The organism is Brevundimonas sp. (genome assembly GCF_965278935.1).
In the GTDB taxonomy this organism is placed as follows: domain Bacteria; phylum Pseudomonadota; class Alphaproteobacteria; order Caulobacterales; family Caulobacteraceae; genus Brevundimonas.
Genome location: NZ_OZ257124.1, coordinates 858,181 through 872,380, shown reverse-complemented (window position 1 = coordinate 872,380; position 14,200 = coordinate 858,181). Strand labels below are relative to the sequence as shown.

General features: G+C 68.8%; 13 protein-coding genes. 2 read left to right on the top strand and 11 right to left on the bottom strand.

Annotation, left to right across the window (positions count from 1 at the left end; genetic code table 11):
* Positions 1-13: 13 nt before the first annotated feature.
* The 3 genes from ACQY68_RS04405 to ACQY68_RS04395 all read right to left on the bottom strand — a co-directional run bounded on the left by ACQY68_RS04405 (position 14) and on the right by ACQY68_RS04395 (position 3,467).
* Positions 14-1,594 (bottom strand): sensor histidine kinase, encoded by a 1,581-nt coding sequence (locus ACQY68_RS04405; RefSeq protein WP_428151841.1) that lies wholly within the window; start codon positions 1,592-1,594, stop codon positions 14-16.
* Positions 1,595-1,681: 87 nt separating this feature from the next.
* Positions 1,682-2,896 carry a cell wall hydrolase gene (locus ACQY68_RS04400; RefSeq protein WP_428151840.1) on the bottom strand — a complete coding sequence of 405 codons (1,215 nt, stop codon included), beginning with the start codon at positions 2,894-2,896 and terminating at the stop codon, positions 1,682-1,684.
* A 91-nt stretch (positions 2,897-2,987) separates the two neighbouring features.
* Positions 2,988-3,467 carry a Dps family protein gene (locus ACQY68_RS04395; protein WP_428151839.1) on the bottom strand — a complete coding sequence of 160 codons (480 nt, stop codon included), beginning with the start codon at positions 3,465-3,467 and terminating at the stop codon, positions 2,988-2,990.
* Between the two features lie 165 nt (positions 3,468-3,632).
* Between ACQY68_RS04395 and ACQY68_RS04390 the strand changes: the two genes are divergently transcribed.
* Positions 3,633-6,947 (top strand): PAS domain S-box protein, encoded by a 3,315-nt coding sequence (locus ACQY68_RS04390; protein WP_428151838.1) that lies wholly within the window; start codon positions 3,633-3,635, stop codon positions 6,945-6,947.
* A gap of 67 nt (positions 6,948-7,014) precedes the next feature.
* On the opposite strand, the gene ACQY68_RS04385 is transcribed toward ACQY68_RS04390, so the two are convergent.
* Together ACQY68_RS04385 and ACQY68_RS04380 are read right to left on the bottom strand one after the other, a co-directional pair.
* Positions 7,015-7,374 carry a DUF6481 family protein gene (locus ACQY68_RS04385; RefSeq protein WP_428151837.1) on the bottom strand — a complete coding sequence of 120 codons (360 nt, stop codon included), beginning with the start codon at positions 7,372-7,374 and terminating at the stop codon, positions 7,015-7,017.
* Positions 7,375-7,602: 228 nt separating this feature from the next.
* On the bottom strand, positions 7,603-7,785 hold the full coding sequence (locus ACQY68_RS04380) for a hypothetical protein (protein WP_428151836.1): 183 nt from the start codon (positions 7,783-7,785) through the stop codon (positions 7,603-7,605).
* Positions 7,786-8,302: 517 nt separating this feature from the next.
* Here ACQY68_RS04380 and ACQY68_RS04375 point away from each other — a divergent pair.
* Positions 8,303-9,370: a cell wall hydrolase gene (locus tag ACQY68_RS04375; protein WP_428151835.1), complete on the top strand. Its 1,068-nt coding sequence runs from the start codon at positions 8,303-8,305 to the stop codon at positions 9,368-9,370.
* Between the two features lie 9 nt (positions 9,371-9,379).
* On the opposite strand, the gene ACQY68_RS04370 is transcribed toward ACQY68_RS04375, so the two are convergent.
* Genes ACQY68_RS04370 through nadA form a run of 6 tightly spaced genes read right to left on the bottom strand, consistent with a single transcriptional unit; the run spans position 9,380 to position 14,082 of the window.
* Complete coding sequence (locus ACQY68_RS04370; RefSeq protein WP_428151834.1) at positions 9,380-9,595, bottom strand: hypothetical protein; 216 nt, start codon at positions 9,593-9,595, stop codon at positions 9,380-9,382.
* Between the two features lie 51 nt (positions 9,596-9,646).
* On the bottom strand, positions 9,647-10,507 hold the full coding sequence (gene nadC, locus ACQY68_RS04365) for a carboxylating nicotinate-nucleotide diphosphorylase (RefSeq protein ID WP_428151833.1): 861 nt from the start codon (positions 10,505-10,507) through the stop codon (positions 9,647-9,649).
* Complete coding sequence (locus ACQY68_RS04360; protein WP_428151832.1) at positions 10,504-12,012, bottom strand: L-aspartate oxidase; 1,509 nt, start codon at positions 12,010-12,012, stop codon at positions 10,504-10,506. The genes nadC and ACQY68_RS04360 overlap by 4 nt, the downstream gene beginning before the upstream one ends.
* Complete coding sequence (locus tag ACQY68_RS04355; RefSeq protein ID WP_428151831.1) at positions 12,009-12,851, bottom strand: metalloprotease; 843 nt, start codon at positions 12,849-12,851, stop codon at positions 12,009-12,011. The genes ACQY68_RS04360 and ACQY68_RS04355 overlap by 4 nt, the downstream gene beginning before the upstream one ends.
* Positions 12,848-12,988: a hypothetical protein gene (locus ACQY68_RS04350; RefSeq protein WP_428151830.1), complete on the bottom strand. Its 141-nt coding sequence runs from the start codon at positions 12,986-12,988 to the stop codon at positions 12,848-12,850. The genes ACQY68_RS04355 and ACQY68_RS04350 overlap by 4 nt, the downstream gene beginning before the upstream one ends.
* The gene (nadA, locus tag ACQY68_RS04345; protein WP_428151829.1) at positions 12,988-14,082 is read right to left on the bottom strand and encodes a quinolinate synthase NadA; all 1,095 of its coding nucleotides are present in this window, start codon (positions 14,080-14,082) and stop codon (positions 12,988-12,990) included. The genes ACQY68_RS04350 and nadA overlap by 1 nt, the downstream gene beginning before the upstream one ends.
* Between the last annotated feature and the right edge of the window lie 118 nt (positions 14,083-14,200).

Below are 14,200 nucleotides of genomic sequence, written 5' to 3'. Positions count from 1 at the left end.
CCAGTTATCGGACTCACGGAACGCGGGGGCGTTCGTCCGGTTCATTTCTTTTCAGTGCGGCGCGGCGCCGTGAAAGCGCCGTGGCGGGGAGGTCCGCCTTGAGGACCAAACCCCCCGGCTCCCATCTTCGTTCCAGCTTTCCGCCCAGTTGACCCTGGACTGACAGGGTGGACAGGGCCGTGCCAAACCCTTGCCGGGCGGGCTTTCCGGCGATGGCGGGACCGCCCTGCTCGGTCCACGTCAGAATAAATCGGTCGCCTTCGTTGCGCGTGCGCAACAGGACTCGGCCGCCCGGGACGGACAGGGCGCCATACTTGGCGGCGTTGGTCGCCAGTTCATGGAACAGCAGGGCGACGGAGGTGGCGGCCTGGTCGTCGAACGTCGCGTCCTCGCCCTCGATCAGGACGCGCGACTGGCCGCCCGCATCGACATAGGGCTTGAACAGGGCGCTCAGGAAGGTGTGCAGGGTCGTATCCCCGATCAGCGGCTGCGACACCTCGGAGTGGGGCCGGACGAACTCGTGGGCGCGGGCCAGGGCGTTGATCCGGTCGCGCACCGAGCCGGCGAACGCCTTGGCCTCCGGATGCTCGCGGGCCGACAGGGCGATCAGGGACGAGATCACGGCGAAGATGTTCTTGATCCGGTGGCTCAGTTCCTGGCTGAGCAGGTCCTTGCCCTCTTCGGACCGCTTGAGGTCCTCGATGTCGGTGCAGGTGCCGAACCAGCGGGTGATCTCGCCGGCCTCGTTGCGGATCGGCGTGGCCCGGCCCAGCGTCCAGCGGTAGACGCCATCGGCGCGGCGTAGGCGGTATTCGATCTCGTAGGGGTCGCCGGTCGCCAACGAATGGCTCCAGACTTCCCAGGCGCGCGCCTGGTCTTCCGGGTGGAACATGCCGTTCCAGCCTTCGCCGTCGGTCGAGCCGGCGGGCACGCCGGTGAACTCGTACCAGCGGGCGTTGTAGTAATCGTGGAAACCGTCCGGCAGGGTCGACCAGACCATCTGCGGCATGGAATCGGCGATGGCCCGGAACTTGGCCTCGCTGTCGGCCAACGCGGCCCCGGCGTTCGTGAGGTTGGCGTCGTCCAGCCTGCCTTGGGCTACCGCCCTCCTGAGTTCCAGCTGGTTCACGACCTGAGCAGCCAGCACCGTCAGGGTACGCGCCTGCAGCGGGGTCAGGCCTTCCGGCCGGGGCTTGTAGTCGATGACGCAGAGCGACCCGACCGGGAAGCCGTCGGCGGAGACCAGCGGAGCCCCTGCGTAGAAGCGAATATGCGGCGCGCCGGTAACCAGCCCGTTGGCGGCAAAGCGGGGATCGAGGGTCGCGTCCGGCACGACCATGACGTCGTGCTCGCGCATGGCGTGGTCGCAGAACGACACATCGCGGCCGGTCTCGCAGGCGTCCAGACCGACGCGGGCCTTGAACCACTGGATATCGCTGTCGACAAGGCTGATGAGGGCGGTCGGAGTCTCGCAGATGCTGGCGGCCAGGGCGACGACATCGTCGAACCCCGCCTCCGGCGCTGTATGCATCACGCCGTAAGCATGCAGGGCGGCGAGGCGATTGGCTTCGGTCCAGTGCGGGTCGGCGTCCAAGAGATCATTCCAAGCGGGGCCATACGCCCGGTCGAAGTCTGAATGCCTGATAAGCCCGGGCGTTGCACCCTGTGATCGACACCAGACCTAGTTCGCGGGGCGACCGACCTCTTCCACGTCCATGGTAGTGACGCCGGCCGGAGGCGGCGCAGCGGCCGGCGCAGGCATCGTCAGCGGCGGGGCCTCGAACGCCTGAAGACGGGCGTTGATCGCGGCGATGTCGGCCGCCGTGGCCTGACGGCGGCCGCCGAGGCTTGCGACGCCGACGACCCGGGTCTGGCCATCGATCTCGACCGTACGCAGGTTCATCCCGCCTTCCGCCAGAACGGTGGCGTCGTCGGCGCCGACCTCGGTGGTGTCCGCCGAAGCGACGATCAGACGCGGACGCGAGAAGCGCGCCTCGTCGATGACCGGCTCGCGCCCCGCATAGGTCTGTTTGAACGAGGCCGTCTCGCCGGCCAGCCCCTTCCAGCGATAAAAGATGTGGGCCCCGATCTGGGTGATCTTGGCCAGCGTGGGCGACCACCAGGGGTGGACGTAGTCGGCATGATAGTGGGTCGCAGTCCCCACCTTGGTCGCGACGTGGCCGGACAGGGCGCGCTCTGCGACGATGCGGGCCCGGTCCCAGGCCCAGCCGACCGGCGCCTGGGCCAGGGCGCCGTCGCAGGTGAAGCTGAACTGGCAGCCGGTGGTCCGTTCGGCGCCTTCGAAGACGACGCCGCAGACGGTGTTCGGATAGTTGGGATCGCGCACGCGGTTGAGGATCACCTGGGCCACGGCTTCCTGGCCCTCGGTGCTTTCGAGCGCCGCCTCGTAATAGACACCCTGGGTGAGGCAGCGCAGGGCGCGGGCCCGGTCGGCCGTGGTCGCGGCGTTGAACGCGAAGGGCACGGCCGGGCGAAGCGCGCCCACGGCGGCGGGCATGGCCGCGTTGCGCTTCTGGGCGTCCAGGCCGTTCACGCCGAGCTCCAGCGTCGGCCGTCCCGCGAGGGTCAGGCTTTCCCAGCCGGGCGTGAGTCCCAGAAGGGTCGCGCGTCGCTCATTCGGGTCGAAGCGGATCGCCAGGGCCAGCTGGGCCGGATCCATCCGCGCGCTCAGAGCGGCGAGGCCGCGCGCGGAGAGGTCGCCCTGGGTGATGCGGGCCACGGCCTCGGCCGTGCGATCGCCGGCCGGACGCACCGTCGAGGACGCCGCCATCGCAACGCCGAGCGCCGCCACCGCCGCCGGAGCCGCGGCGGCATAGCGACGGGCCAGGGTCTTTACCCGGGTCCAGTCGACGGAGCTGAGGGACGGAAGCGGCATGGGGATCCGGGACTGCGGCGCTGAAACACCGGGAGGCGGGCTCTATCGTCCCGCATCACGGCGCTTTTCGGGCCGGTGGGTTACCGCTGGTTCAGCGACCGCCGAGGGTCGAACGCAGCATCCACGCGAACTTCTCGTGCGCGCCGAGACGCTGGGTCAGGAGATCGACCGAGACGTCGTCGCCATCGTCGTCGGCCGCCTTGAGCGCGGCGCGGCAGGTGGCGATCAGGGTCTCATGATCCTTCATGAGCTCGGTCAGCATGGCCGGGGCGTCCTGGTCGGGATCGCCGTCCTTGATGGACGTCAGGTTGGCGAAGGCGGAATGCGCCTGGGGCGCGAACTCTCCCAGCGCGCGGATTCGCTCCGCGATCTCGTCCAGCGCCGCCCAGATGTCGCGGTATTGCTGTTCCAGCAGGTTGTGAAGGGTGAAGAACTCGGGCCCCCGGACGTTCCAGTGGTAGCCGTGGGTCTTCATATAGACGGCGAAGCTGTCCGCCAGCACCTTGGACAGCTCCTGCGCCACTGCGCTGCGTTCGGCCTTCGTCAGGCCGGTGTGGATCGTTGCGGTCATGCTTGCTCCTTTGGCGGCAGTCTCTAATCGTTGGGGCAGGTAGGCGTTCCAGCCGCCCTCGCCAAGGCCTGAAACCCCGTCGGGACAAGGCTTGCCGGGGCAGGGAACGCAAGGCGTTGGAAAGCGTTGCCGTTTTTCGCGCAAACGCGCGAACCGGGGGTTTGATTGAGCGCATCCGCGTTCCGAGGCGGCATCAAGGGGACGGACGCGCTGCTGGCGCGCCTTGCGACCGTGCGCCCGCAACCCCTGTGGCGGACGGTGCTGATCGGCCTGGCGTGGACGGCGGGGTCTCTGTTGCTGCGGGCGGCGCTGTCAGGCGTCTACAGCGGCATCGCCGGGTCCACGATCCTGTTTCCCGGCATCATCCTGGCCGCGCTCATGGGCGGGCGGACAGCGGGATTCGTGGCGACGGTCGCGTCCCTGCTCGGCACCTGGCTGATCGCGGATTCCGGCGCCCTGGGTGTCGGGATCATCACGCCGACGGGTCGGGTCTCGACCGTGAGCTTCCTCGTCGTCGGCGGGTTCGTCACCATCGTCGCCTCTTCCCTGCGCAAGAGCCTGACCCGGCTGGGCGAGACAGTCGCCGCGCTGGAGAGCTCCCAGGACGCGCTGCGGCGCAACGAAGCCGAACTGACCGCCATGGTGGATCAGGCTTCAGCCGGCATCGCCCGGGTCAGCATGGAGGGCGCCGTGGTCAGCGCCAACGCCCGCTTCGCCGAGCTTCTCGGCCATTCTCCTGAGTCCGTTCTCGGCATCACGACCCGGGACGTCAGCCACCCCGACGATGTCCAGCCCACGATCGACCTTCTGGGCCGCGTGCTCGCCGGCGATAGCGAGGGCGGTCAGGTCGAGAAGCGCTACATCCGGCCCGATGGCTCGATCGTCTGGGCCCTGACCAGCCTGCGCGCCCTGCGCGACGAGGACGGGAACCAGTCCGGCTATATCGCCGTGACCGTCGACATTACCGACGCCAAGGCGGCCGAAGCAGCGCTGCGCGAGAGCGAGACCCGCTTCCGCCTGATGGCCGACACCGCGCCCTCTCCGGTCTGGCTGACCAATGCCGAGGGCGAGGTCGAGTTCGTCAACGCCGCCCTGGTGGAGTTCTACGGCAAGCCCGGCGAGACCTTCATGGGTCATGCCTGGAAGGCCTCGATCCATCCTGACGATCTCGCCGACGTCAACGCCACCCAGGCTGAGGCGCGATCCCGCTTCCTGCCCTATGCCTTCGAGTGCCGGTTCTTGCGCCACGACGATGTCTGGCGCTGGATGCGGGTGTCGGTGAACCCCCGGTTCGATGGCGACGGGGTGTTCCAGGGCTATGTCGGACTGTCGTTCGACGTCACCACGACCCGCGAGGCGCTGGACGCCCTTGCCCAGCAGGAACGCCGCCAGCGTTTCCTGCTGGAGCTGTCCGACGGCGTCCGCGAGCTGAACGATCCCGAGGCGATCATGGATCATGTCCAGAGCGTCCTGGGACGCATGCTGGGCGTGAACCGTGTCGGTCACGGAGAGCTGCGCCAGAACCACGAAGTCTTCGAAATGGCGCGGGACTGGACCGAAGGGGTCGGCAGCCTGCAGGGCGCCCATCGAATCCGGAACTTCGGCGGCGAGGTGGATCGCGAGCTGGCGGAAGGCAGGACGATCGTGGTCGACGACGTCGCGCGGGATGCCCGGACCTCCGCGGCCACGGCGGGTTTCGAGGCGGTCCAGGTCGCGGCGTTCGTCACCGTGCCGCTGGTTCGCTCGGGGTTGCTGCGCGCCTTCCTGCATGTCAACAGCGTCAAGCCACGCGTCTGGACCAGCGCCGAAATCAGCCTGATCGAGAATGTCGCCGACCGCGCCTGGTCCGAGGTCGAGCGCACCCGGGCCCAGGCCGAGGTGCTGGAGAGCGAGGCCCGATTCCGCGACATCGCGGACACGGCCCCCGTCCTGATCTGGGTCACGCAGCAGGATCGCACCCGCGCCTTCGTCAATCAGGCCTACGTCGAATACTACGGCGGGACCTACGAAGAGACCCGGTTGGCCGACTGGCGCACCGTCGTCCATCCCGACGATCAGGCCCGTATTGTCGCCGAGTCCGTCGCCGGCGAGGCCACGGGTCTGCCGTTCTCCCTGGAAGCCCGATACCTTCACAACAGCGGCGAGTACCGGTGGCTGAAGTCGTTCTCGCGGCCGCGTTTCGGCCCCGGAAGCGAGGTCATCGGCTTCGTCGGCGTGGCGTTCGATGTCACCGACGCCCGTCGGGTCGAACACGACCTGAAACGGATCAACGAACTGCTGGAAGACCGCGTCGGCGATGCCCTGGCGGAAAAGGCCAAGGCCGAGGCGGACCTGATGCACGCTCAGCGGATGGAGGCGGTCGGACGACTGACCGGCGGCGTGGCGCACGACTTCAACAACCTGCTGACCGTGGTCATCGGCGCCCTGGATCTGATCCTGAAGTCGCCGGACGACGCCGCGCGTCGCCAAAAGCTGGGCGAAGCCGCCCTGTCGGCCGCGCGACGCGGTGAGCGTCTGACGCACCAGCTTCTCGCCTTCTCAAGGCGTCAGGCCCTGCGGCCCGAGGCTGTCGACATCAACGCCCTGATCCGCGAGAGCGACCCCCTGTTGCGTCGCGCGGTCGGAGAGGCCGTCATCTACAAGCTGAAGCTTCGTCGCGGCGGCGCTCGCGTCATCGTCGATCCGGCCCAGTTCGAGGCGGCCCTGCTGAACCTCATCGTCAACGCCCGCGACGCCGTCGCCGAGCGGGGCCAGACGGAAGGCGCAGGGATCACCGTCCAGACCCAGGCCTGCGAGGTCGAGGCCGGCGACGTCGTCGAACTGGCCCCCGGCGACTATGTCTGCGTCACGGTTTCAGACACGGGTTCGGGGATGAACGCCGAGACCATGCGGCGGGTGTTCGAGCCCTTCTTCACCACCAAGGCGGTCGGCAAGGGCACCGGCCTGGGTCTAAGCCAGGTCTATGGTTTCGCTCGCCAGAGCGGCGGCGGAGTGAAGATCACGTCCACGGTCGGCGAGGGCACGGAAATCCGTGTCTACCTGCCGCCCGCCCTGGCCGACGACGATCCCCAGGAGGCCGGCCCTCGCCGCGTGCCCGGGGCTGTGAAGGCGGGCCAGACCTTGCTGCTGGTCGAGGATGACACAGGCGTCGCCGCCATCGCGATGGAACAGCTCCGGGGCATGGGTCTGCAGGTCGAGACGGCAGAGACCGCGGCCCAGGCGCTGGCTATCCTGCAGCAACGCCACTTCGACGTCATGCTGAGCGACATCGTGATGCCGGGCGGAATGACCGGCGTCGAACTGGCACGGATCTGCGCCGAACGCTGGCCGCAGATGTCGGTCATGCTGACGTCGGGCTATGCAGGCGACGATGTCGATCTGGCCCTGACCGACGCGCCGTGGCCGTTCCTGCGCAAGCCCTACTCCGGCGAACAGTTGCGTGAGGCGCTGGGCGACATCCTGGCGCCGGCCGCCCCATAAAGACTTCGGCCCGCCGCGGCATCGCGACGGGCTGAATGATCTCGTTGAAAGCGCGAAGGCCTGCGGCCTACTTGCGCGCCTTGCGAGCGGCGTACTTGGCGTCGCGAGCGGCCTTCTGTTCTTCCTTGGTGAGCTGCTTCCGCTCTTTGCGGTTTGCGCGCTTCTCGGCCTCGATGGCCTCCTCGGTTTCGCGTTCGGCTGCGCGCCGAGCCTCGTCGCGCTCGGCCTTGATGCGGCGTTCCTCGGCCTTGGCGGCCTCGTGCTGGAGGCGAATGGCCTCCTTATCGGCCGCGCGCTTTTCGGCCAGCTTGTCGAACTCGGGATCGGGCGCGGCGGCCTTGGGCTTGAACTTGGCCAGCAGGGCCTTCTTGGCCTCCTGCTGAGTGCTGATGCGGTCGTTGAAGCCGGTCTGTTTCAGATCTCTCATGCGGTCGGTCGGTCGTCCTTCGGTGGATGGGCCCTGCGCCGGATGTGACGAGGGCGGGGATCGCAACGGCGTCCGGGCGTCGGCAAAGCCGAAACGGAGCCGCAAATCAAGCGTGCGTGCCTTTTAATCGGCGAACGCGGCCGTTCTTCGGCGAACCGTCGTCGCCGGGACGCACCCGCGCAGCGATCTCCGAACTGGCCCCATAGCCTCTGACGCCGGGCGTGCGGGTCAGTGCGGGCGGGCGGCGCCGGCCGCGCCGCCGACTGCCGCGCCCACCGGGCCGGCGACCACGGCCCCGGCGATAGCGCCGGTCGCTGCGCGCTGTTCCGTGGTGTGGCCACAGGCCGAGAGGGCGGTCGCACCCAGGGCGAGGACGGCGACGGCGGCGGTCGTGGACAGGGGACGGCGCATGGGATGGATCCTGATATGGGTAAGGTCACGCTTCAACGCCGCCACGCGGCTCTCGTTCCCTGAGAGCCCTTCATCAGAGATGAATTCCGGATCTGGCAGGGGACGAATACAATAAAAGCAAGAAGGAAGAGCATGTCTCGCGGGCATCGACCGCCAGTTAAGTTTCGCTTGTGCAAACCGATACGGCATTCGTCCTCAAACCCACCGGCGTCTGCACGATGCAGGCGCGACTCATCTCTTCCAGACCTGAACGTCGGCCACAATTGCTGCGCTGCAGCGACATATTGCGAATCAACCACATTGAGGACATAAACGGGTGGCTTAAGGCCCATCCTTCGGCGGTCAGGCGTTCACCGACCTCCGATTCGCAAACCGGCCCGCGACCTCTTATGTCGCCCGGTTCTGCAGACGACCCGGGGGCGACCTTTCCGCCCTGTTGAATAGGACGACGCCTTTGTTTCAACCCTCGCAACAGCGTGCGACTTCGCATGCCGACCGTGCGGCCAGGATAAGGCCCGTGCAGGCGGCGGCGGCGTTTGGCGCGCTCGTGGGGTTGGGAATCGGCTGCGCCTATCTGGGAGGGACCGTCGCGCGTGCGACGACCGTCCGCGCCCAGGCCGAACGGCTGGAAGGCGCCACCGCCGCCGGTTTCACCGAGGAGGCGCTCGCCGCCGCCGCGGGCGGTCTGGACGCCAGCGCCCTGGCCATCGCCCGCCGTCATGATCCCTATACCGTCGCCGGCGGCGCCCAGCGCGATCGCCAGGCCGAACTGCTGACCGCGCGTCTGGAACAGCTGCGTCCGGACAATGCCCGATCCGACCTTCGCCGCGCCAGCCTGACCGACATCTCTGCCGCCGCCCGTCCCTTCCACATCAGCAACGCGCTCGACGCCTCGCGCGATCTCGAATGCCTGACCCAGGCCGCCTATTACGAGGCGCGAGGCGAAGGTTCGGACGGCATGCGCGCCGTGGTCCAGGTCGTCCTGAACCGCGCCCGCCACCCCGCCTTCCCGCGCAGTGTCTGCGGCGTCGTCTTCCAGGGTTCGGGCCGCCGCGTCGGCTGCCAGTTCAGCTTCACCTGCGACGGCTCGATGCGCGGGCCGGTCAATCGTTCCGCCTGGAACCGGGCCCGCACGGTCGCCTCGGCCGCCCTGTCGGGCGCCGTCTATGCGGGCGTCGGCAACGCCACCTTCTTCCACACGACGGGCGTCTCGCCGTCGTGGCGCAACAGCCTGTTGCGTGTCAGCCAGGTCGGCAGCCACATCTTCTATCGTTTCGGTGGACGCGCCGGTTCGTCGAACGCCTTCAGCTATGCCGCGCGCGGGTCGACGGGGTCGGACATCCAGCGCACCGTCTATGCCGGTATCGACCCGTCCGAGACGGTCCGTCAGGCCGGACAGGCCATCGCCTACACGGCGCTTCTGGCTCAGGAAAACATCAGCGGTGGAAACCCCGCTCCTGCGGCTTCGGCCGAGGCTCCCGTTCCCGCCCCGGCCGTCGCGCTCGCACCTCTCGTGACGCCCGTCTCGGCTCCGGCCGTGCCGGCGAGCGCAGACTCCGCCTCCGTCAGCGCACCTCAGGTCTGACGGACCGCCTCAGCGCTCCTGCACGTTGCGGATCGCAGTCAGGTTCTGGCTCAGGTTCCCGAACCGTCCCTGCTCATTGAGATTGACGTCGCCGTCGCCGGGCTGGTGCGACTGAACGCCGGTCATGTGATCGCGCCGATCCGAGTCCGCGGCGTCAGAAAGGCTGAGCGCGCCGTGGTCGGCGAAGCTCCGTTGTTCCTTGGGAATCTTCGGGGCCGTGGCCATGGGAATCTCCTTCTGATCTGAACAAGAAAACCCTTCCGTCCGGCTCGTTCCTCAGAAAGCGTCCAGCCCGATGTCCAGCACCGGGGCCGAGTGCGTCAGGGCGCCCACGGAAATGACGTCCACGCCGGTCCCGGCGATGCCCCGCACGGTCGTCAGATTGACCCCGCCGGACGCCTCGAGAACCACCCTCTGGCCTCCCCTGCGTTTCACCGCCTCGGCCAGTTCGGCGTTGTCGAAGTTGTCGAGCATGATGACGTCGGGTCCTTGCCCTTCCGCCACCATCGTCAGCGCCTGATCGAACTGGGCGAGGCCATCGACCTCAAGCTCGATCTTCATCAGATGCCCCGCCTGGGCCCGCGCCGCCGTCACGGCTTCGACGACGCCGCCGCAGACGACCACGTGGTTGTCCTTGATCAGGATGGCGTCATCCAGACCGAAGCGGTGATTGACCCCGCCGCCGCATCGCACGGCGTGCTTCTCCAGCGCGCGCAGGCCGGGCGTGGTCTTCCTCGTATCCGCAATCCGCGCGTTCGTGCCGACGACCGCCTCGACATAGGTCCGGGTCAGGGTGGCGATGCCGCACATCCTGCCCAGAAGGTTCAGCGCCGTCCGCTCCGCCGACAGGAAGGCGCGGGCGTCGGCCTCGACCTCGGCCAGGACCGCGCCCGCCTCGAAGGCCTCGCCGTCCTTCAGCTTCAGATCGATGGAGGCCTGCGGATCCATCTCCAGCACCGTCAGCCGGACGCAGTCTATGCCCGCCAGCACGCCCGGCTTCCTCGCCGCGAATCGCGCCCGCATGCGTGCGCCCTCGGGGATGCAGGCCTGGGCCGTGACATCGCCGGCGCGGCCCAGATCCTCGGCCAAGGCCATGCGGATGACGGGCAGGATCAGGGTGTCGGGAAGTCCGTTCATGCCGCCGCCGTCTGCAGCATGTCGCGCCGGATGCGCGTGTGGACCGGCGTCGCCGCTGTGTCGGGATAGTCCGAACGGTAGTGACCGCCCCGGCTCTCATGCCGCGCCAGCGCCGCCTCGGCGATCAGCCGCGCCGCGATCAGGGCCGGGGGCGCGCCGTGGGCGGCCTCCAGCCGATCGATCAGGGCGATCAGCCGCGTCAGGCCCGTCGCATCGCGGACCACGCCCGCGTCGGCGCTCATCGCCGCACGCAGCTCGGCATGGGCCGCCTCGGGCAGGTCGTCGATAACCGCTCCGACGGCGACAGCTCCCTTGGTCGCGACCTGCCTCGCCGCCTCGCGCCCCGTCCGTCGCCCGAAGGCCGCGGCCTCCAGCAGGGAGTTGGACGCCAGTCGGTTGGCGCCGTGGACCCCCGTCGCCGCGCATTCGCCGACCGCGTAGAGGCCTTCCAGCGAGGTGCGCCCGTCAGGATCGGCCGCGATCCCGCCCATGTGATAATGGGCCGCCGCCGCCACCGGGATCGGCGTCACGCGCGGGTCCAGACCGGCCCGCATGCAGGCCGCGAACACGGCCGGAAACTCGGTCGGGAAATGTTCGCCGATGGCCGTGCGCGCATCGAGGAAGGCGCCGCGTCCGGCGGCCCGCGCCGCATGAACCGCCCGCGCCACGACATCACGCGGTTTCAGGTCGGCGTCGTCGGCCTCGCCCAGCAGGAAGACGCCGTCCCTGTCGATCAGCCGCGCCCCCTCGCCCCGCAGGGCCTCGGTCGCCAGCGGCATGGGGTCCAGCCCGACGTCGATGGCGGTGGGGTGGAACTGAACGAACTCCGGATCGAGGATCTCCGCCCCCGCCGCCCAGGCCAGGGCCATGCCCTCGCACTTCAGCGCCACCGGCGTCGTCGTCGCACCGAACAGGCCGCCTGCACCGCCGGTCGCCAGAACCACCGCAGGCGCCAGGACCTCGACGATGCGGCCGCTCGGATGCTCGATCACGGCTCCGCGCACGCGGCCGGTCTCGTCCTGGATCAGGGCCCGCAGCCGGGCGTCCTCCCAGACCGTGATGTGCGGCGCTGCGCGGACGGAAGCCACCAGCGCCGACAGGATCGCCCGGCCCGCGCCGTCGCCGCCGACCCGAGCCACGCGCGCCATCGAATGGGCCGCCTCGAGGCTGACGGAGAACTCGCCCGCCGCATCCCGGTCGAAAGGCGCGCCGAGCGAGGCCAACCATTCGACGGTGCCCTTGCCCTCGTCGGTCAGGACCTCGGCGGCGTGGTGGTCGACCAGACCCGCCCCGGCCGCCTCCGTGTCCTTCAGGTGAAGGGCCGGGGCGTCGTTCTTCGACAGGGCCGCCGCCACCCCGCCCTGGGCCCAGGCGCTGGACGCGGCCTGCAGCAGGGGCGCCGGGCTGATGACGATCACGGGCGCCGGCGCGGCCGACAGGGCCGCCGACAGTCCCGCCAGGCCGCCGCCGATGATCAGGGGGCCGTCGTGATGAATGCGGCTCATCGGCCGATCCCGATGAAACGGGCCGCGATGTCGATCGCACCCTGGGGCGAACCCTCCGACAGGGGCAGGAGCACGCCGATGGCGGCGGCTCCGCACAGGGCGGTCGTCAGCAGGAACAGGGCCAGCGACTTGCCGGCCTCGGGCCAGGTCAGGGTCTTCTCGCCCGGCCGCCACGCGCCACGCCGTAGCGAGCCGAGCACGGCGATGGCGAGGAAGACCGCGAGGATGTACCGCCCTGTCGACACGCCCCACCACACGGCCAGCGCGCCCATGGCGATCAGCGCCGCCTTCTCGACCATCGGGTCGATGCGGGCCAGCACTGGGCCGAGCGCCTTGGAGCCGTCCAGCGGCGGCGCGGGCGCGAGGTTCACCAGATTGATCATGGCGATAAAGAAGGCTCCCAGCATCCATTCGTGGTCGCCGGTCGCGAACCAGAGCCCCACGGCCGGAAGGACGGCCAGCAGACCGAACGCCGGACCCGCCAGCGACACCAGCACCCCGTGCCACTCACTGTCCGGGTTGCGCTGTCCGCGCGCCAGCCCGCCGAGGAAGGGGATGATGTAGATTTTCGCCGGTCCCATGCCGAGGGCGTTCATCGCCAGGACGTGGCCGTACTCATGCACGAACAGGCCGAAGAGGGCGGAGACTGCGACGACCCAACTGCCTGTCGTCAGCCAGATGAAACCGCCGAGCAGAAGCGTGGAGCCGATGGCCCACGGCAGGCTCTGGCCCTTGTCGATCTGCGGCGCGCCCGGACTGGAGGCCGGCACGGCCGTCGTCGTCTGCACCGGCGCAGGCGGCGGAGCGCCGTCGCGCGATCCCCAGGGGCCGTCGGTCACCTGACGACCTTCGGGCTGAAGAGAAGACTGGCCAGCCATCCGGTCGTGCGCGGCTCCTGAACCGGTTCGGATTTCGGTTTGATGGGCAGCACGACGAAGCCGCCGAACCCGCGCGAATGAGGTGCCACGTAGTGCATCAGATCAGCTCCACCGCGACGTGGTGCTTGGCCTTGACCAGATCATAGCGCGCCGGGATCGCGGGCGGCGGCAGGTCGATCATCCGCTGAACCGCCAGCGCGGCCTTGGCAATCATCTCTTCCGGCACCGTCACTTCGAACGTCATGTCGCGCAGGCAGTCGCGGATGTTCTCCAGAGTGATCCGCTTCATGTAGGGGCACATGTTGCACGGGCCGATGAAGTTCACCTCGGGCACGTCGCCCTTGATGTTGGCGGCCATCGAGCATTCGGTGATCAGCACCACCTGTTTCGGCTTTTTCGCCATGACGTAGTCGGTCATCGCCGCCGTCGAACCGGCGAAATCGGCAGCCGCCAGGACGTCCTCGGGACACTCGGGGTGGGCCAGGATCTGGGCGCCCGGATAGGCCTCGCGCATCTCGGCGATGTCGGCGCCGGTGAAGCGCTCGTGGACGATGCAGCGGCCCTTCCAGGCGATGATGCCGACGTTCGTCTGCGCCGCCACGTTGCGGGCCAGGAACTCGTCGGGGATCAGGATGACGCGGTCGACGCCCCACTCCTTCGCCGCCCATTCCACCACCTGCACGGCGTTGGCGGAAGTGCAGCAGATGTCGGTCTCGGCCTTCACGTCGGCCGTGGTGTTCACATAGGTGACGACCGGCAGGCCCGGGTATTTCTGCTTGATCAGACGCACGTCCGCGCCCGTGATCGCCTCGGCCAGCGAGCATCCGGCCTTCAGATCCGGGATCAGGACGGTCTTCTCGGGCGACAGTATCTTCGACGTCTCGGCCATGAAGTGCACGCCCGCCTGGACGATCACCTTCGCCTTCGATTTCGCGGCCTCCTTGGCCAGCCCCAGGCTGTCGCCGACGTAGTCGCCCACGCCGTGGAAGATGTCGGGCGTCATGTAGTTGTGGGCGAGGATGACGGCGTCCCGCTCCTTCTTGAGCAGGTTGATCTCGTGGATCAGCTGGGCCTGAACCGGCCACTCCATCGGGGTGACGAACTCCTTGACCTTCTCCCAGACGGGAGCGGTCTCGCGGGCCAGTTCCGGCGACATGGCCAGCGGCTGGGCGGCGTGCGCCATCGACGTCATCTCCTCGGCGATCTCGGTCGCCTCACCCTTATGCTCAACATTAGCATAAGTGCGGACAAGATAGGCCTGTGGGCTTGGGATGCAAGGGCGGGCCACGCGGAATTCCGCGTGGCCGACC